Source organism: Bradyrhizobium sp. YCK136, from assembly GCF_044570075.1.
GTDB classification, from domain to species: Bacteria; Pseudomonadota; Alphaproteobacteria; order Rhizobiales; family Xanthobacteraceae; genus Bradyrhizobium; species Bradyrhizobium diazoefficiens.
The window spans coordinates 5,381,010-5,399,368 of record NZ_CP172424.1 but is presented as its reverse complement, the minus strand read 5'-3'; the positions used below and the strand labels follow the sequence as shown (position 1 = coordinate 5,399,368).

The 18,359-nt window shown below is 64.4% G+C and carries 18 protein-coding genes and 1 tRNA gene; 12 read left to right on the top strand and 7 right to left on the bottom strand.

The window, feature by feature from the left end:
* The 4 genes from rpsI (at position 1) to ACFLEY_RS26435 (ending at position 2,623) form a co-directional block, all read left to right on the top strand.
* Complete coding sequence (gene rpsI / locus ACFLEY_RS26450; protein WP_011087725.1) at positions 1-480, top strand: 30S ribosomal protein S9; 480 nt, start codon at positions 1-3, stop codon at positions 478-480.
* Between the two features lie 230 nt (positions 481-710).
* Positions 711-1,931, top strand: a complete 1,221-nt coding sequence (locus tag ACFLEY_RS26445) for a diguanylate cyclase (RefSeq protein WP_211433453.1) — start codon at positions 711-713, stop codon at positions 1,929-1,931.
* A gap of 56 nt (positions 1,932-1,987) precedes the next feature.
* Complete coding sequence (locus ACFLEY_RS26440) at positions 1,988-2,224, top strand: hypothetical protein (RefSeq protein ID WP_028171677.1); 237 nt, start codon at positions 1,988-1,990, stop codon at positions 2,222-2,224.
* Between the two features lie 102 nt (positions 2,225-2,326).
* Positions 2,327-2,623 (top strand): antibiotic biosynthesis monooxygenase, encoded by a 297-nt coding sequence (locus ACFLEY_RS26435; protein WP_060912443.1) that lies wholly within the window; start codon positions 2,327-2,329, stop codon positions 2,621-2,623.
* A 6-nt stretch (positions 2,624-2,629) separates the two neighbouring features.
* Here the strand turns inward: ACFLEY_RS26435 and ACFLEY_RS26430 are convergent, their stop codons facing one another.
* Entirely contained in the window at positions 2,630-3,763 is a 1,134-nt protein-coding gene (locus ACFLEY_RS26430; protein ID WP_060912442.1) for an AI-2E family transporter, read from the bottom strand.
* 251 nt (positions 3,764-4,014) lie between these two features.
* Here ACFLEY_RS26430 and ACFLEY_RS26425 point away from each other — a divergent pair, with 251 nt between their 5' ends.
* Positions 4,015-4,788, top strand: coding sequence for a gamma-glutamyl-gamma-aminobutyrate hydrolase family protein (locus ACFLEY_RS26425; protein ID WP_028171680.1), 774 nt, complete (start codon positions 4,015-4,017; stop codon positions 4,786-4,788).
* A 95-nt stretch (positions 4,789-4,883) separates the two neighbouring features.
* Here ACFLEY_RS26425 and ACFLEY_RS26420 read toward each other — a convergent pair whose 3' ends face one another.
* The 3 genes from ACFLEY_RS26420 to ACFLEY_RS26410 form a co-directional block, all read right to left on the bottom strand.
* Complete coding sequence (locus ACFLEY_RS26420; RefSeq protein WP_082757040.1) at positions 4,884-5,129, bottom strand: EF-hand domain-containing protein; 246 nt, start codon at positions 5,127-5,129, stop codon at positions 4,884-4,886.
* A gap of 178 nt (positions 5,130-5,307) precedes the next feature.
* Positions 5,308-5,865 carry a cytochrome b gene (locus ACFLEY_RS26415; RefSeq protein WP_028171681.1) on the bottom strand — a complete coding sequence of 186 codons (558 nt, stop codon included), beginning with the start codon at positions 5,863-5,865 and terminating at the stop codon, positions 5,308-5,310.
* Positions 5,866-6,153: 288 nt separating this feature from the next.
* A complete protein-coding gene (locus ACFLEY_RS26410; RefSeq protein ID WP_060912441.1) occupies positions 6,154-7,131 on the bottom strand; it encodes a GlxA family transcriptional regulator in 978 nt (325 codons plus the stop codon).
* A gap of 152 nt (positions 7,132-7,283) precedes the next feature.
* Between ACFLEY_RS26410 and ACFLEY_RS26405 the strand changes: the two genes are divergently transcribed.
* From ACFLEY_RS26405 to ACFLEY_RS26390, 4 genes are all read left to right on the top strand, one after another.
* Complete coding sequence (locus ACFLEY_RS26405; protein ID WP_011087716.1) at positions 7,284-7,541, top strand: tautomerase family protein; 258 nt, start codon at positions 7,284-7,286, stop codon at positions 7,539-7,541.
* Between the two features lie 166 nt (positions 7,542-7,707).
* Complete coding sequence (locus tag ACFLEY_RS26400) at positions 7,708-9,114, top strand: nodulation protein NfeD (RefSeq protein WP_028171683.1); 1,407 nt, start codon at positions 7,708-7,710, stop codon at positions 9,112-9,114.
* A complete protein-coding gene (locus ACFLEY_RS26395) occupies positions 9,111-9,872 on the top strand; it encodes a slipin family protein (protein ID WP_060912440.1) in 762 nt (253 codons plus the stop codon). Before ACFLEY_RS26400 ends, ACFLEY_RS26395 begins: the two co-directional genes overlap by 4 nt.
* Positions 9,873-10,003: 131 nt before the next feature.
* Positions 10,004-11,092, top strand: a complete 1,089-nt coding sequence (locus tag ACFLEY_RS26390; protein ID WP_236842067.1) for an asparaginase — start codon at positions 10,004-10,006, stop codon at positions 11,090-11,092.
* Between the two features lie 82 nt (positions 11,093-11,174).
* Here the strand turns inward: ACFLEY_RS26390 and glnA are convergent, their stop codons facing one another.
* Together glnA and ACFLEY_RS26380 are read right to left on the bottom strand one after the other, a co-directional pair.
* A complete protein-coding gene (gene glnA / locus ACFLEY_RS26385; RefSeq protein WP_060912439.1) occupies positions 11,175-12,584 on the bottom strand; it encodes a type I glutamate--ammonia ligase in 1,410 nt (469 codons plus the stop codon).
* 153 nt (positions 12,585-12,737) lie between these two features.
* Positions 12,738-13,076 carry a P-II family nitrogen regulator gene (locus ACFLEY_RS26380; RefSeq protein WP_007603495.1) on the bottom strand — a complete coding sequence of 113 codons (339 nt, stop codon included), beginning with the start codon at positions 13,074-13,076 and terminating at the stop codon, positions 12,738-12,740.
* A 380-nt stretch (positions 13,077-13,456) separates the two neighbouring features.
* Between ACFLEY_RS26380 and ACFLEY_RS26375 the strand changes: the two genes are divergently transcribed.
* Entirely contained in the window at positions 13,457-14,956 is a 1,500-nt protein-coding gene (locus ACFLEY_RS26375) for a bifunctional ADP-dependent NAD(P)H-hydrate dehydratase/NAD(P)H-hydrate epimerase (protein WP_038966309.1), read from the top strand.
* Between the two features lie 108 nt (positions 14,957-15,064).
* On the opposite strand, the gene ACFLEY_RS26370 is transcribed toward ACFLEY_RS26375, so the two are convergent.
* Positions 15,065-16,369, bottom strand: coding sequence for a multicopper oxidase family protein (locus ACFLEY_RS26370; RefSeq protein ID WP_211433452.1), 1,305 nt, complete (start codon positions 16,367-16,369; stop codon positions 15,065-15,067).
* A 154-nt stretch (positions 16,370-16,523) separates the two neighbouring features.
* Here ACFLEY_RS26370 and ACFLEY_RS26365 point away from each other — a divergent pair.
* Positions 16,524-16,608 (top strand) — tRNA-Leu (locus ACFLEY_RS26365).
* Between the two features lie 177 nt (positions 16,609-16,785).
* Positions 16,786-18,147, top strand: coding sequence for a trigger factor (gene tig / locus ACFLEY_RS26360; protein ID WP_060912438.1), 1,362 nt, complete (start codon positions 16,786-16,788; stop codon positions 18,145-18,147).
* The last annotated feature ends 212 nt before the right edge of the window (positions 18,148-18,359 follow it).

The following is an 18,359-nucleotide window of genomic DNA, read 5'->3' as shown; positions in this document are numbered from 1 at the left end:
ATGGCCGAATCCATTCAGTCGCTCGACCAGCTCTCGCAGCTCAAGACGGCGGCCGCGCCCGACGCGCCCAAGCACGAGAAGAAGGTCGACAAGTTCAACCGCGCCTATGCCACCGGCAAGCGCAAGGACGCGGTCGCCCGCGTCTGGATCAAGCCGGGTGCCGGCAAGGTCACGGTCAATTCGCGTGAGGTCGAGGTCTATTTCGCGCGTCCCGTGCTGCGCATGATGATCGAGCAGCCGTTCTCCGTGGCCCAGCGTTCCGGCCAGTACGACGTGATCTGCACCGTCGCCGGCGGCGGTCTGTCCGGCCAGGCCGGCGCCGTCCGTCACGGCATCTCCAAGGCGCTCACCTATTTCGAGCCGGAGCTGCGTACCGTGCTCAAGAAGGGCGGCTTCCTCACCCGCGACAGCCGCGTGGTCGAGCGCAAGAAGTACGGCAAGGCCAAGGCCCGCCGGTCCTTCCAGTTCTCGAAGCGTTAATCGCTTCGGTCACATTCGCCGCGAAAGCGGCTTCAATGAGATGCAAAAGGGCGCTGATTTCAGCGCCCTTTTTGTTGTTCGTTTGTATGCAAATTGACGACGTGTTTCCCGAAAAGTTGGGGCCGCGTGAAAACCTGAATGGAACCCGCGGGAACTTAGCGTCGCCTTTGGAAGGGCGCGCAAATCGGCTGGGCCGGTCGCGTAACTGCTATGTTTTCAAGGGGGCCGACATGATGTCGCTCGATAGCATCACGCTCTATTTGGTTGCCACCATGGTCGCCGCACTGCTCGGCGCCATGATGGTGTTCTTCGGCAGGCAGGAGAACAGTCCTGCGCTGAAATGGTGGGGCACCGCCTATCTCCTCGGCGCGGCCTCGGTCGCGTTGTGGACGGCGGCAGGCGACAGGCTGGGGCCGCATCTCTATCTGGCGTTAAATGCCGTCGGCTTCGTCGCCTGCGGCATGGTGTGGAACGCGGCGCGCGTCTTCCACGGTCGCAAGCCGAACTGGCCCGGCCTCGTGCTCGGCGCGCTCGCATGGGCCGCTGCCGTGACGCTGCTCGATCCCGCGGCGTCCATGCTGCGCATGATCATCGGCGCCGGCATCGTCTCGGTCTATGCCGCGCTGACCGCAAGCGAGCTCTGGGTCGAGCGGCGCAAGAGCCTGCAACGGCGCTGGCCGGCCTTCATGGTGCCGGTGATGCACGGCTGCGTGCTGATGCTGCCGATCCTGCTCGGCAGCTTCCTGCGCCCGCACGATGCCGGTTTCTCCAGCAGCATCTGGGTCACCGTGTTCGCGGTCGAGCTCGTGCTCTATGCCGTCGGCACCGTGTTCGTGATCTTCATGCTGGTCTCGGAGCGCGCCGTCACCGCGCACCGGACCGCCGCGTCCACCGATCCCCTGACCGGTATGCTCAACCGCCGCGGCTTCTCCGAAGCCTGCGGCCGCGTGATCGAGCGCGAGGCCAAGGCCGGGCGTCCCGTGACCGTGATGATCTTCGACATCGACCACTTCAAGTCGATCAACGACCGCTTCGGCCATCCCGCCGGCGACGAGATGCTGAAACTGTTCTCGACCGTGGTCGTCAGCAATCTGCGCATCACCGACATGTCGGGCCGCATCGGCGGCGAGGAATTCGCGGCGCTGCTGCCGTGTTCGCTGGAGGAGGGCGTGCTGGTTGCCGAGCGCGTGCGCGAAGCCTTCGAGACCTCCGGCGTCGTGGTCGATGAGGGCCCGGTCGACACCACCGTCAGCATTGGCGTCGCCGGCGGTCCGGCCGGTACCGAGCTCGAGGTGCTGCTGGCCTCGGCCGACACTGCACTCTACCAGGCCAAGCGCGGCGGCCGTAACCGCGTCGAGGCCGCGGAGGAGCTGCCGCTGTCGCTGGAGAACTGGCGCCGCCAGAGCGCCGCGCGGATCGGCGCGCCGCAGGCGCGTCCGGCCACGGCTTGAGGCAAAGGGCCCTGCGGTAATTCCTTGTTTACCATTCGATCCCTACCATTCCGGTCATGGAATCGATCCGTCGACAGACCCCGCAGGCCGCCCTGATGTCGCTCGAAGCTCAAGCCGCCTCGGCGCGAGGCGGCTTCGCCTGTCTGTTCTCGACCGCGGAGGAATATGAGACGGCGCTGATCACCGAGCGCCGCGCCCAGGGACGCTACACGCAGGGCCGCAGCTATTGGCCGCTCGCGCTGTTCGTCGGTTGCGCGCTCATCGTGGCAGGTACCGTCCTGCTGTTCGCCTGAGAGACCTGCAGTTTCCGGCCAGCCAGGGCGCCGTTTCGGCGCACTTTTTCTTTTGGGCGGGGTGCGGTAGACACGCCCGTCAAACAAGAAGGGTGGAAGCCGATGATCACCGAGATCGCGCAAATCGACGTCAAGCCGGGCAGCGAGAAGGATTTCGAGGCCGCCGTCGCCAAGGCCAAGGCCGCGTTCGGCCGCTCCAAGGGCTTTCACGGCTTCGAGCTGCACAAGTCGATCGAGAAGCCGCAGCGCTATCGCCTGATGGTGAAATGGGCGACGCTGGAGAACCACACCGTCGATTTCCGCGGCTCCGAGAACTTCGCCGAATGGCGCGGCCTCGTCGGCCAGTATTTTGCCGCGCCCCCGGAGGTCGAGCACACCGAGACCGTGCTGGCGACCTGAGCCGCCTCAAGCCGCCTCTGCCAGAGGCGGCGCCTCATAGGTCTTGAAATGGTCGATCATGACCTTGGCGATGGCGACCAGTGGCAGCGCCAGCGCCAGGCCCCAGATTCCGAACACGACGCCGAGCAGGATCTGGAACGCGAACAGCGTGGCCGGCGGAATGTCCAGCGCCTGCCGCTGGAGCAGCGGCGTCAGCACGTAGCTCTCCATCGCATGCACGCCGAGAAACAGGATCAGTGCGGATAGCGCCGGGATCCAGCCCGAGGCGAGACTCGCCAGCACCACGACGACATCGGCGATGATGGCGCCGACGGTCGGGATGAAGGCGAGGAGGCCGGCCTGGATTCCCAGGATGAACGAGCCGGGGATGCCGATGATGGCCAGCCCGATCCAGGTCACCACGCCGACTGCCAGCATGACGATGATCTGCGCGATCAGCCAGCGCTCCAGCGTCTCGCTGATGCGGTCGACGATGAGCGTAGCCCGCGTGCGGTGCCTGGCCGGCACGAGGAACAGCAGGCCGTCGTGATAGACGCTGGGCTGGGCAGCGAAGGCCAGCCCGAGAAACAGCACGATGAAGATGTTGCCGACGGCGCTGATGGTGCCGAGCAGCAGCTTGAAGGTCTGGCTCACGATCGCCCCGCCGCTGGACGCGAGGGCGCCTGCACCCGGCAAATTGCCGCGCGGGGCCGTGTTTGGGGTGGGCGTCGACCCTGCATCGGTGGAGGCGGCGGGTGCTGCGTTGCCGAAATCGAAGAAGCTGGTGTCGATGCCGTGGTTGTCGAGAAAGGACTTCACGTTGGTGATCTGCGACCTGATGGTCTTGCTGAGCAGCGAGGCCTGTTCGGCGATGGTGGCGCCGCCGAGATAGGCGACGCCCGCGAGCATCAGGGCCAGCGCGATGCAGACGATCGCAAGCCGCATTGTGTGCAGCAGGTGCACGCGGCGGCCGAGTGCATTGGTCAGCGCGTTGAGGCCGACGCCGAGCAGCATGCCGGTGAAGATCAGGAGCAGGGTGGCGGCAAAATACCAGGTGAAGGCGAGCAGCGCCGTGACCAGCACGACGCTGATGCCGCCGACCGAGATGGCCCAGGCCAGGTCGCTGCGGGTCCGGGGTCGTTCATCTCGGGAAATTGTCACGTCGTCTCCTTTTGGGAAGGCCGCAGAGCGCACTCTTTCGCCAAATCTTACCTGGGATCAAGCCGAGGCTATGCACCGGTTTGACGCCTCGGCGGGCCTGCTTTGGCCGACGCCGGGGCGCGAAAGGGGGGCCGAGGCGGCGCCAAAGGCGCGAAAATAGCATTGCCGTCCCGCAATCCCTTCGGTTGAATTTGTTCCATCGGAAGGGCATGTTTGGAGAATCTTCTTACGGGGGAGGTCGGAAACGGAAGATGAGAAAGCCGGTCGTCGGCGTGATCGGGAACGCCCATCGCGTCGAAAATCGATTTCAGGTCCAGATGGTCGGCGAGCGCAATTTGCGTGCGGTGGCCGAGGTCTCCGGCGGCCTGCCGGTGATGTTTGCGGGCTCGCCCGACATCACCGACATCGGTGCGTTGCTCGATACCGTCGACGGCATCGTCCTCACGGGCGCCCGCGCCAACGTCCATCCGACCCGCTTCAACGTAGACCCTTGCGAGAAGCACGAGCCCTACGACATCCACCGCGACGAGGTGGCGCTGGCGCTTTCGGTCGCCTGCGTTGCGCGCGGCATCCCGCTGTTCGGCATCTGCCGCGGCCTCCAGGAGATGAACGTCGCCTTCGGCGGCTCGCTGCACCCCGAGATCCGCGAGATCCCGGGCCGCATGAACCATCGCATGCCCCGGCTCGAGAACGGCGAGATCCACCCTGATCCGACCGTGGTGTTCGCCGACCGCCACGATGTCGACCTCACGCCGGGCGGGGCGTTCGCACGGCTGCTGGGCTGTGAGAGGATCCGGGTCAATTCTCTGCACGGCCAGGGCATCCTCGATCCCGGCAAGCGCGTGCTGATCGAAGGTGTCGCCGAGGACGGCACCATCGAGGCCATCCGCATCGCGGAAGCCCCGACCTTTGCGCTCGGCGTGCAATGGCACGCCGAATACGATCCCCAGCGCAATCCGATCAACCGGAAGCTGTTCGAGGCGTTTGGCGCAGCGCTGGTGGAGCGGCAGCGCGCGACGGCGTAGATCACGTTCGTGTCCCGGACAAGCGAAGCGCTGATCCGGGACCCACGCCGCTCGGAGGTCCTGCTGGGGGATAGCTCGTTTGGCGGATAGTCAGCCTATCTTCTGGTTTGTAGGAACGCTTGCATCTCTTCCGGCGTGAGTTTGCCATCCTTATTGCTGTCCATTGCCTTGAAAATTCGCTCGTGGGCTGCCTGAAACTCCGCCGACGAGATGGCTCCGTCGCCGTCGGAGTCCATAAGCGCAAACATCATGCGGAACATTATGGGAGGTCCCATCGCGTCCACACCCATCGTGCTGCGCCCCTTCATCGCGCGACCCATCATGTCTCCACCACCCATCATGCCTTGTCGCTCTCCGGACGGGCTTGCGGGGGGCGTCGTTTGCGCTGGATGAGCCGGTCGCGAACCTGCACCCACGGTTCATGCGGCGCCACAAAGGTCCAGAAATAGCACGTTGGTCCGCCGCCGCCTCGATCGTTGCATCACTCGCCGAGGATGTTGCGGTACCCGTGGTACGTCATCATTTGCCGCGAGGTAGCATGCGGTTCAGCGTATTGTCGCGAAAAACGATATGATGGATCAGAGCTGCGCCAGCATGAAAGAACGCGACGAATACAAGCGCGTGGGCCGCAATTTCGTGGATCTCCTTGACCGAATGCGCGAAGGCTCTATCTCGTATCCATGGCGATGATATTTCGTAGATGCCGAGCAGCGGCAACGCCTCGCCACGCGCAAACTGCGTAACGATCCCGGCGACCGGAACGACAACGAGCAAGGCGTAGAGCGTATAATGAAAAAGACGGGCGGATGGGTCGGCGAAGGCGCCAAGCCATCTGCGGAATTCGTTTGGCTCGGGAGGTGGCGGCGGAACGGCCGCCCTCCACACCAGCCGCATGATCAATGCGGCCAAGATCAACAGGCCGGCGGAAACATGAACAAGCAGGCCTGTCTCGCGCGCGCCACCCTTGGGCAAGTCATCGCCAAATATGCCGAGCGTCCACGCAACGATCACCAGAACTACCGTCGCCCAGTGGAGGAACTGGGGAACAGTACCGTATCGGTCAGGGGAACTCGTCAATGTCGCCTCCCTTCGGCTTCGATCCGGTGGCGCGGGTCAACTCTTCAAACATCATTACATCAGAAAAGTCGCGCCAACTCGTTGATCCACCTCATGGCGCGACCTGTTTCTAGCGCGAGGATGGCTGCATCTTTCTGAGACGAGTTCGATTACTGCGTATTACGGTATTGCTCGGCCGCGATCTGCTCGCGGCGTCGGCTGGAGCAGAGTTAAGAGCACTATCGCCGCAGTGGTGGATTTGCCGGGCGAACAAGGCGCTAAGCTGGGTCGAACACTCTTGGTCAGCGGTTACGCCGCCCGCTCCATCCGCCGCGCGCGATAGGCTTGCGGCGACATCAACGTCAGCTTGCGGAACGCCTTGCGAAAGCTGCTCTCGTCTTCATACCCTGTCGTGCGCGCGATGGTCTTGATCGGCTGCGTCGTCGTCTCCAGCAGCGTGCGCGCGTGCTCGACGCGGCGGCGCATGATGAAGGCTTGTGGCGGCTCGTGCGTGAGCTCCTGAAACTTCCGGTTCAGCGTGCGCTCGCTGAGGCCGAGCGCGCCGGCAAGGCGCTTGACCGTCATCGGGCTCTTGCCGGTGCGACGAACCAGCAGGTCGGCCCTGGTCAGCAGCGGGTCCTGCGAGAGCAGGTAGCCCACGGGCATGAAGATCGATTGGGTGCGCTGTGCGGTGTCGATGACGACGTAGTCCGCGCACAGTTTTGCGATCTGCTTGCCGTCGACCATCTCGATCAGCCTGAGCAGGAGGTCGACCCACGACATCGGGCCGGCGGCGCAGACGACGCGGTCCGCGCTGGTGATGACGGCGTCCGGGGCGAGGTCGATCGCGGGATGGCGCTGCCGAAGCTCGCTTTGCAGCCACCAGGTGATGGTGGCGCGGCGGTTGTCGAGCAGGCCCGCTCCCGCAAGCAGGAAGACGCCGCTGCAAAAGGCGCCGATCAGCCGGCCGTTGGCGTGCTGCTGCCGCAGCCAGGCGCCGGCACGGACGTATTGCGGCCGCAGGCGCTCGGCCGTGACGTGATCGACGAGGTTGCCGGGGACGAGGATCGCGTCGAAGCCGGCGCGCTTGCCGATCGCGCCGTCGACTGCGACCGTCTGGCCGCCGCCGGCGCGCACCGCCTTGCCGTCGAGCGACAGCGTCTTCCAGGTGAAGCGGGATTTTTCGCCGCTCTGCTGCATGACGTGATTGGCGAGCGACAGGACGTCGGCGACGCCTGAGATCGCCGAATGCATGCAACCTTCCAGCGCCAGAACTGCGAGCTTCATGGGATCTCCTGCCAGCCACTGGCGACCCTAACCGATCGGCGCCAGCGATGCGTGGCGGAAATTGCCCGATCTCTGGCTGATCCGCCACTGCCCTGCCCGGGGCACCGGGTCCAAATTCGCTCTGTCGTCACACGACATGATTGGAGAGAGACATGCCTTACGTCACCATATCCACCGTCCGCGGCATCCTGGATGCCGCACAGAAGAAAACGCTGCTCGAACGCGTCACCGACCTCCTGGTCGAGGTCGAAGGGCAGGGCAGTCCGGACTTCCGCCGCAACGTCTGGGTCAGGATCGAGGAGCAGGAGCCTTCGCACTGGTCGCTCGGCGGCATGCAGCCGACGAGCGAGATCATCGCGAGTACGTTCGGCGCGATCGGAGCGGACGGGGTGCGGATCGCGAGGCCGTAGCCGCCAAGTGCGCGGGCGGATCAGCCCAAGGCATGGTCCGCCACCGCCCTGCTCAACCGATCCGCGGGGCGATTTCCATTGCATCGCACAATCAGACAAGGGCCTGCACACGGCTGCATTGAGGTTCAAGAGACGAACACCATATGCTCTGCAAGGGAGCCCTGCCGTGCAGACCATGAAGGCGGCCCTCGTTACGGCGATTGGCGTCGTGGCTTTGATCTGCTGCCTCCTTCCCAGTTCAGCAGAGGAGAACGGCCGTCTTGCACTGATTGTTTCGATCGACGGGGCCATTGGCCCCGCGTCGGCCAGTTACGTGAAGGAGGCCTTGGCCCACGCAAGTGAACGGCGCGCCGAGGTCGTGCTTCTGAGAATCAACACTCCCGGCGGTCTCAATTCCAGCATGCGCGAGATCATTGCGGATGTGCTGGCCTCGCCCGTCCCTGTCGTCGGGTACGTCGCTCCCTCCGGCGCCCACGCGGCGAGCGCGGGGACCTATATCCTTTATGCGACCCACATCGCGGCGATGGCGCCGGGCACCAATATTGGTGCAGCAACGCCGGTGCAGATTGGCGGACCGCTGCCGGGTCTGCCGAGCGGTACACCGGACAAGGGCGGCAAGGACAAGAAGGACGGTGACCAGCAGGGCGAGAAGGATCAGCCCAAGGATGCGATGACGGCAAAGGTGACCAATGATGCGGTTGCTTTCATCCGTAGCCTTGCGGAGCTGCGCAACCGCAATGTGGACTGGGCGGAGAAAGCGGTCCGTGAGGCCGCCACTCTCTCTGCCAACGGCGCGCTAGAGGCCCATGCCATCGATCTCGTCGCGCGCGATCAGGCCGAATTGCTGAGGCAACTCGATGGCCGCGTGGTGGAGGTTGCAGGCGGCAAAACGCAACGCCTCGCGACGAAGGATGCGGTCGTTGAAGCCATCGACCCCGGATGGATATCCCGCTTCCTGGCGGTCATCACCGATCCGAATGTGGCGTTCATTCTCCTGATGGTCGGCATCTACGGCCTGATCTTCGAGTTCATGTCTCCCGGAGCCGTCGCTCCGGGAGTCGTCGGCGCGATCTGCCTGTTGATCGGCCTCTATGCGCTCAATTTGCTGCCAATCAACTATGCCGGGCTTGCCCTGATGCTGGTCGGCATAGTGCTTCTCACTGTCGAAGCCTTCAATCCGACGGTGGTGATCGGTCTCGGAGGGATCGTCGCTTTCGTGCTGGGAGCGCTGATGCTTTTCAGGGTCGAGGCGCCCGGCTACCACCTGTCGTGGTGGGTAATCGGCATCGCTGCAGCTGTGTTCACCGGCTTTGCGCTCGTCGTGCTTGGTTCGCTGCGGCGTGCCGCCAACGCTCCTGAACGGGTCGGCGCGCAAGCCATGCGAGGCTTGCCCGCCGAGGTTCTCGACTGGCGTGGGAGCGAAGGTCATGTCTTCGCCCATGGCGAGCGCTGGCAGGCGCGCGGCGCCGAAACGTTCAAGCCCGGAGAGACGGTCGAAGTCGCAAACGTCGTCGACCTGACGCTGCTGATACGGCGCGCACCAGCCCGAACAGGCGAGGGAGATCCGTCATGATGCTGGAATATCTGACCTATGCGGCGCTCGCGTTGCTTGTCATCATGTTCCTATCCCAGGCTATTCGAATCCTGCGTGAATACGAGCGTGGCGTCGTCTTTACGCTCGGTCGCTTTACCGGCGTGAAGGGCCCGGGCCTCATCATCCTCATTCCGGTCGTGCAGCAATTGGTAAAGGTCGATCTACGGGTGATGGTGCAGGTCGTCCCGCCCCAGGACGTGATTTCGCGGGACAACGTCTCCGTCAAGGTCAACGCCGTTCTGTATTTCCGCATCGTCGATCCCGAGCGGGCCATCATCAAGGTCGGCGATTACATGGCCGCCACCAGCCAGCTCGCGCAGACCACGTTACGCTCGGTGCTCGGCAAGCACGAGCTCGACGAGATGCTTGCCGAACGCGACAGGTTGAACGCCGACATCCAGGAGATCCTCGACAAGCAGACCGACGTCTGGGGCATCAAGGTCACCGGGATCGAGATCAAGGACATCGATCACAACGAAACCATGGTGCGCGCGATCGCCAAGCAGGCCGAAGCGGAACGGTTGCGGCGCGCCAAGGTGATCAACGCGATGGGCGAGCAGCAGGCCGCCGAAAAGCTCGTCGAGGCCGGCCGGATTCTCGCGCAGGAGCCACAGGCGATGCAGCTACGTTACTTCGCGGCCCTGCACGACATCGCGGGCGAACGGTCGTCGACCGTCGTCTTTCCGCTACCGACGGGTTTGCTCGATCATTTTATGCCGCGGCGGGACAACCCATAGGGAAAGCAGCAGGCTGACCCATCTTCGGCCTCAATGGGCGGATCGAATGTCGATCCCTACTTGAACGGGAGGACAATTCGATGACGAAGCCTACCGCCAGCCCAGCCAGCTGTCGCCAACGTCGAACATCCATGCTTGCCATTCCACTGCTGTCTTTTGCGCTCTGGTCCGGCGGCATTGGCGCAGCGGCGCACGCTGCGGAGCCGGGCAAGGACGCTTCGGCCGGAGGCCTGCCGCGCATTCTCGTGCTTGCGACGGGAGGCACCATCGCAGGCCAGGCTGACGCGCGTGCGACCGGTGCGTACAAATCGGGCCAGATCACGGGCGAGCAATTGATGCAGTCGGTGCCGGGTCTGGACAAGCTGGCAAAGCTGAACGCCGAACAGATTTCGTCGATCGGATCCCAGGACATGAACGACAAGGTCTGGTTTGCGCTGGCCCGTCGCATTCAGGAGGCCTTCGACAAGAACGAGGCCGACGGCGTCATCGTGACCCACGGCACGGATACGCTGGAGGAGACGGCGTTCTTTCTCGACAATGTGGTGCGTGGCGACAAGCCGGTGGTCATCGTCGGCTCGATGCGTCCGGCTTCAGCCGTCAGCGCGGATGGCCCCGGCAATCTGTACGAAGCGGTCCAGGTGGCCGCCGATCCCCGATCCCGCGGTCGCGGCGTCATGGCCGTGCTGAACGACAAGATCGAGGGAGCACGCTCGGTCACCAAGACCAACACCACGAGCATCGAGACGTTCAATTCTCCCAACGGCGGGCCGATCGGCTATGTCGACACCGCGGGCGGCATCCGTTTCATGGCCCAGGCTGCCGGTCTCAAGCGCGCGGCCTATCAGCTCCCGGCAGGCGAGCAATTGCCGCGGGTCGAGATCGTCTACTCGCATGCCAACATGGACGCCGTTCCGATCGAGGACGCCATTTCCCACGGCGCCAAAGGCATCGTGCTGGCCGGTGTCGGTGACGGCAATACGTCGAAGCCGGCGCTCGATGCGCTCGAAGCGGCCGCGAAGAAAGGGATCCTCGTCGTCCGTTCCACGCGGGTTCGGTCTGGCTTCGTCACCCGCAATGTCGAGGTCGACGATGACAAGAACGGCTTCGTCGTGTCCGAGGACCTCAATCCCCAGAAGGCACGGGTTCTCACCCAATTGCTGATCGCGAGCGGCGTCACGGCTCCGGCCGAGCTGCAGCGGGCTTTTACAGCGACATGGTGACTGGATCGGCGACGAGGCGCCCCAAAACGAAAAGGCGCCCCTCGCGGAGCGCCTTTTGCTTGTCGCAGACAGTTCGGGCCGCTTAGCCCGAATAGTACATGTCGAACTCGACCGGGTGCGGGGTCATTTCGAAGCGCTCGACTTCGGCCATCTTCAGCTCGATGTAGCTGTCGATGAAGTCGTCGTCGAACACGCCGCCGGCCTTGAGGAAGGCGCGGTCCTTGTCGAGGTTCTCGAGCGCCTCGCGCAAGCTGCCGCACACCGTCGGGATCTGCTTCAGCTCTTCCTTCGGCAGGTCGTAGAGGTCCTTGTCCATCGCCGGACCCGGATCGATCTTGTTCTTGATGCCGTCGAGGCCGGCCATCAGCATCGCGGCGAAGCCGAGATAGGGATTGGCGAGCGGATCCGGGAAGCGCACCTCGACACGCTTGGCCTTCGGCGAAGCGGTGTAGGGGATGCGGCAGGAGGCCGACCGGTTGCGCGCGGAATAGGCGAGCAGCACGGGAGCCTCATAGCCCGGGACCAGACGCTTGTAGGAGTTGGTCGAGGGGTTGGTGAAGGCGTTGATCGCCTTGGCGTGCTTGATGATGCCGCCGATGTAGTGGAGGCAGGTCTCCGACAGGTCGGCATATTTGTTGCCGGCGAACACCGGCTTGCCGTCCTTCCAGATCGACTGGTGCACGTGCATGCCCGAGCCGTTGTCGCCATAGACCGGCTTCGGCATGAAGGTGGCGGTCTTGCCGTAGATGTGGGCGACCTGGTGGATGCAGTATTTGTAGATCTGCAGATGGTCGGCCATCAGCGTCAGCGTGTCGAACTTCATGCCGAGCTCGTGCTGGGCGGAGGCGACCTCGTGGTGATGCTTCTCGACCTTGACGCCCATCTTGGCCATGGCGCCGAGCATTTCCGAGCGCATGTCCTGCACCGAGTCCTGCGGCGGGACCGGGAAGTAGCCGCCCTTGGTGCGGACGCGGTGGCCGAGATTGCCGCCTTCATATTCGGTGTCGGTGTTGGTCGGCAGCTCCGAGGAGTCGAGCCTGAAGCCGGTGTTGTAGGGGCTGGAGGAAAAGCGCACGTCGTCGAACACGAAGAACTCGGCTTCGGGACCGACGAAGACGGTGTCGCCGACGCCCATCGACTTCACCATCGCCTCGGCCTTCTTGGCGATGCCGCGGGGGTCGCGGTTGTAGGGCTCGCCGGTGGTCGGCTCGAGCACGTCGCAGGTGATGACCATGGTAGTCTCGGCGAAGAACGGATCGATCGTCGCGGTCACCGGATCCGGCATCAGGCACATGTCGGACTCGTTGATCGCCTTCCAGCCGGCGATCGAGGAGCCGTCGAACATCGTCCCTTCGGCAAATATGTCTTCATCGATCATGCTGACGTCGAACGTCACATGCTGCCACTTGCCGCGCGGATCGGTGAAGCGCAGGTCGACGTACTTGACGTCGTTGTCCTTGATCGATTTCAGGACGTCTTTGGCGGTCTTCATGCATACCCCTTTTGGCTCTGCGGGTCGGTTTCCAGATGAGCAGGATTATTCTCGCTTTTGGCGAGTTCGCGCGCGACCGCACAAACGAATTCGGGCCGCCGAAGCAGCCTTATTTCTTGTCAGAGTGTCGCAAAATGCGGGATAGCACCCGGCTCAGATAGCGTCCAGCCCGGATTCGCCGGTTCGGATGCGGATCGCCTCTTCGATGTTGGAGACGAAAATTTTGCCGTCACCGATGCGACCGGTCTGCGCAGCGCGGCGGATCGCGTCGATGGCGCGCTCGACCAGATCGTCGCCGATCACGATCTCGATCTTCACCTTGGGCAGGAAGTCGACGATGTATTCTGCGCCGCGGTAAAGCTCGGCGTGTCCCTTCTGCCGGCCAAAGCCCTTGGCCTCGGTGACGGTGATGCCCTGAAGGCCGACTTCCTGAAGCGCTTCCTTCACCTCGTCGAGCTTGAACGGCTTGATGATGGCTTCGATTTTCTTCACTGCGCGCCTCCCGGCATTTCGATCAAATAGCAACGTCTTCGTCAGGATGCGCTTTTCTCACGCACGATCTTGTCTTCGCTATGCCGGGATCCCTGACCAGCCCGGCACCAACGGCCGGCCACACCCTGATAGATGTCAGTGAGCACGACGAACCGAAGCGGCTTCCTCGAAAGCAGGGTCTATGCCAAGTTGCAAATGCCCTGATTATTGGAGCGTTATCAGCCTTTTAACGAGCATCTCTGATAGGTGGAGCCGACCGGCCCAAAATACCGAAGACTACGAAATAGGCAAACGGTTCAATCTGTGGGCAAATCGGCGTTCCGGCGGTCGGATCGGCACCGAAGATGCCTGTTGAAGATGCGTTTGTACAGGGAAGTGGCATGGAAGTTCTGACCAACGCCGAAATGCAGCGCGCCGACCAGCTCTCGATCGCGGCCGGCACGCCCGGCTTCAAGCTGATGCTGAGCGCGGGCCAGGCGGTCGCCGAGGCCGCCAACGCGCTGGTGGAGGAGGGGCCGATCCTGATCGTGGCCGGCCCCGGCAACAATGGCGGCGACGGTTTTGTCGCAGCCGCCGAGCTCGCCGCCCAGGGGCGCGAGGTCTCGGTGATCCTGATGTGCGAGCGCGACCAGCTCCAGGGCGACGCGGCCTCCGCCGCGCGCGGCTGGAAGCACCCGGTGCTCCCGTTCAATCCGCAGGCGATCGGAAAGCCCGCGCTGATCATCGACGCGCTGTTCGGTGCGGGCCTCAGCCGCCCCGTCGACGGCGAGGCGCGCGCGATGATCGAGGCCGTCAACGCCAACGGTGCCTTGGTGCTTGCGGTCGATCTGCCGAGCGGCATCAACGGCACCAGCGCCGCCGTGCTGGGCGCTGCGGTCAACGCCACCGAGACCGTCACCTTCTTCCGCAAGAAGCCGGCGCACCTGCTGCTGCCGGGGCGGATGCATTGCGGCCGCGTGCGCGTTGCCGATATCGGTATCGACGCACAGGTGCTTGACGAGATCAGGCCGCAGACCTTCGAGAACGACCCGGATTTCTGGGGCGCGGCCTTTCCGGTGCCGCGGATCGACGGCCACAAATATGCGCGAGGGCATGTGCTGGCGGTCTCGGGCGATGCAGCCGCGACCGGCGCGGCGCGGCTTGCCGCGCGCGGCGCGTTGCGGGCCGGCGCGGGCCTGGTGACGCTGGCGAGCCCGCGCGATGCGCTCGCGATCAATGCGGCCGCGCTGACCGCGGTGATGGTTCGCCCCGTCGACACCGCGATCGAGTTCGGCGAGCTGCTCGGCGACAAGCGCTACAACACCTGCATCATCGGCCCCGGCACAGGCGTAGGTGATCGCACCTGCGATTTCGTCCACACCGCGCTTGGCGCGCAGCGGCATCTGGTGCTGGACGCTGATGCATTGACGAGCTTTGCCGCGAATCCCGAGCGCCTGTTCGAATCGATCAAGGCCTCGCACGACAATGCGGTGGTGCTGACGCCGCACGAGGGCGAGTTTCCGCGCCTGTTCTCCGATCTCAGCAACAAGCACCCCGGCCGTTCCAAGCTCGAGCGCGTCCGCGCCGCCGCCGAACGCTCCGGCGCGGTGGTGCTGCTGAAGGGGCCGGATACCACCATCGCCGCGCCGGACGGCCGCGCCACCATCGCCGCCAATGCGCCGCCCTGGCTTGCCACGGCGGGTGCGGGCGACGTGCTCTCCGGTATCATCGCGGGGCTCCTGGCGCAGGGCGTGCCGGCGTTCGAAGCCGCCAGCATCGGCGTGTGGATGCACGGCGAGGCGGCAAGCGAGGCGGGGCCGGGGCTGATCGCGGAGGACCTGACCGAGACCCTGCCGGCCGTGCACCGGCGGATTTATAACGCGCTGGGGATCGAGTACTGAGCTGCTCGCTCCGGCGGGTAGGATGGGTAGAGCGCAGCGAAACCCATCATCTCAAACCTCGGCGCGATGGCGATGGGTTTCGCTGCACTCTACCCATCCTACGAAACCTCACTCCACCGCGTACCAGCGCACCAGCCGCGGCGCGGCCCAGTCGGTCACGACGGATTCGATCAGCCATCGTCCGGGCGAGGTCGCCGCGAACGCGATGCGCTGGGTCTGGCCGGACTCGATCGCGAGCGTGTCGAGCCAGTAGGGCTTCCAGCCGTCGTCGAGCTTGTCGAGCAGGCGGAAGGGATGGCCGTGCAGGTGGAAGACAGTCGTGATCGGGGCGGGGTTCTTGAGGGTCAGCACGACGGTGCGGCCGGTCCTGGCGCGAAAGGCGGGCGCCGAGGAGGTCGAGAAATTCGCCGGCCGCGTCCAACCGGTATCGGGGGCACCGAGCGCGACATCGAACCGCAGGGCGCCTCTGAGATCGAGCTGGTCGGGCAGGGCATTCGCGGGGAGCGGCTGCGGCGGCAACAGCGGCGCGTGCCGCTCCAGCCTGCCGGAGATCGTGAGGTTTCCGATCGGGCGGGCCTCCTTGCCGTCATGCAGCAGAAATTGGGCCGATGTGGCTGCGTCCACAAAGGCGTCGGCCCGTCCGCCCGGGGCCAGCACCAGGGCGCCGTTGCGGGCCGGGAACGGCTCGGCCGGCTGTCCGTCCAGGGCCATCACGCGGACCTCGTGATTCTCCAATTTGATTGCGAGGACAGTGCGTTGGGAGCCATTGATAAAGCGCAGCCGCAGCCGCTCATTGGCGGCGGCTGAGAGCTCGCATGAAGTCTGCCCGTTGATTGTATAGAGCGGGGTCGTGTCCTTGGGGGCGCGGCCCGGGGGCAGCGCGGTCCCATCCGGCCGCAGGCGCCATTCCTCGATCAGCAGGACCTCGTCACGATCGACGGCGATGCGGCTCGTCTCCTCCGCGATGATCGGAAGCGGCCGCGCCGGCTGCTTCAGGCCGTCCTCGAAGAGGCGAAAGTCGGTCAGCAGGGTTCCGGCGTTTGGTATTGAAATAATTGAAGTTTCAGTCGCGTCCGGCGCCGTCGGCGCGCGCCCTCGCAGCGGGTCCGCCGCAGCCGGGCCGTTGAGGCCGTACCAGACTGGGGCAAGCGGCACAGGCAGGTCGTTGCGGAATACCACCTCGCAGCGGTCGCCGCGCTTGAGATGGACGCCCCTGGTATGGCTTACGGCGGCCAGCTCCCAGATTGGTGTGGGCGGCTGCCCCGGCTTCAGAGCCAGCGTTGCCGGCCTCGCCTGAAGGGCGATCTGGGCGGTCACGGACGGACCTGCGCCGCCGGCCATCAGCCCCGCAGCCGAGGCTCCGAGGCCAACCAGAACCTCGCGTCGGCTCGGGTGAAAGATCCGCGGTTTCATGGCCCGATCCGGACCACGCCGCGCTGGATAAGTCCAGCCATCGTGCCTACTTGAAGCCTGCCTCCATCAGGCCATTTTTTTGCTGCGAACAGTCAGGCGCATGCTATAAGCCCGGCCGCCCGCGGCATCGCGGCCGGTCTTGATGCAAATTCACGCGGGCGTGGCGGAACTGGTAGACGCGCTGGATTTAGGTTCCAGTGACGAAAGTTGTGGGGGTTCGAGTCCCTCCGCCCGCACCAAGCGCTTTCAGCGTTTGCACGGATTACCGAAGGGCCTCGCTTCGTGCGGATGTTTTCCGTCTGGAGCAGGGCTCTGATGAACCACCGGCGTTGAGGCGTTTGCCTCGCGTTGGATCGATTAATGACAGCGTCCCGACGCATGCGTGCCGGGGCCGAACGAGAAGAAGATTGGACGCCATGCAGGTCACAGAAACCCTCTCGGAAGGTTTGAAGCACGAGTTCAAGATCAGCGTTCCCGCGTCTGATCTCGATGCCAAGGCCGGCGCCAAGTTCGTCGACCTCAAGGACAAGGTCCGCATCAACGGCTTCCGTCCCGGCAAGGTGCCGGTCGCTCATCTGAAGAAGGTCTATGGCCGCTCGGTGATGGCCGAGACCATCGACCAGACCATCCGCGACACCAACACGCAGCTGTTCTCCGAGCGCGGCTTCCGCCTCGCGACCGAGCCGAAGATCACGATGCCGAGCGAGCAGGCCGAGGTCGAGGAGCTGCTGAGCGGCAAGACCGATCTGACCTACACGGTTGCGATCGAGGTGGTGCCGTCGATCGCGCTCGCCGACTTCAAGACCTTCCAGGTCGAGAAGCCCGTGGCTGACGTTACCGACGCCGACGTCGACGAGGCGATCAAGCGCATCGCCGACACCAACCGCGGCTATGCCGCGAAGGCCGACGGCGCCAAGGCCGGGTCGGGCGACCGCGTCACCATCAACTTCAAGGGCACCATCAACGGCGAAGTCTTCGAGGGCGGCACCGGCGAGGGCATCCAGGTCGTCATCGGCTCCAACACCTTCATCCCCGGCTTCGAGGAGCAGCTCACCGGCATCGGCGCGGGCGAGACGCGCACGCTGAAAGTGTCGTTCCCCAAGAACTACATGAACGACAAGCTCGCCGGCCAGCCGGCCGAGTTCGAGACCACCGCGACCTCGATCGAAGCGCCGCAGGACATTGCGATCGATGACGAGTTCGCCAAGACGCTCGGCCTCGAATCGCTGGACAAGCTGAAGGAAGCCGCGCGCGAGCGTCTGGTTGCCGAGTTCGCCGGTGCGACGCGCCAGCGCGTCAAGCGCGCGCTGCTCGACCGTCTCGACGAGGCGCATCGCTTCGAGGCGCCGCCCTCGCTCGTCGACGAGGAGTTCAATCTGATGTGGAACTCGGTCAAGGCCGAGATGGACTCGGCCGGCAAGACCTTTGCCGACGAGGACACCACCGAAGATGCCGCCAAGGAAGAGTACCGCAAGATCGCCGACCGGCGCGTGCGCCTCGGCCTCGTGCTCTCCGAGATCGGCGAGAAGAACAAGATCACCGTGACCGACGACGAGGTCGGCCGCGCCGTGATCGAGCGAGCCCGCCAGATGCCCGGCCGCGAGAAGGAAGTCTGGGACTATTACCGCAGCAACGCCCAGGCGCTGGCCCAGCTTCGTGCGCCGATCTATGAGGACAAGGTCGTTGACTTCATCCTCGAGCTCGCCAACGTGACCGAGAAGAAGGTTTCGCGCGAGGACCTCTACAAGGACGATGAGGCGGAAAAGACCGCGGCCTGAAGGCTTTGAGACAGTCTTCTATTTTGAGACAGTCTTCTATTAAGGATGATCAGCGGAAGGGCCCGGCTAGCCATGTGGCTGGCTGGGCCTTCTTGCGAGAATCAGCTTCAAGTGCCCGGCGGATTAAGCCTTAATTCGCTCCGCACTTGTCTGGCGCGAATTGGGCTATATCTGTCGGTACACCCTGTACCCAAACTTCTACCGCTACCAAC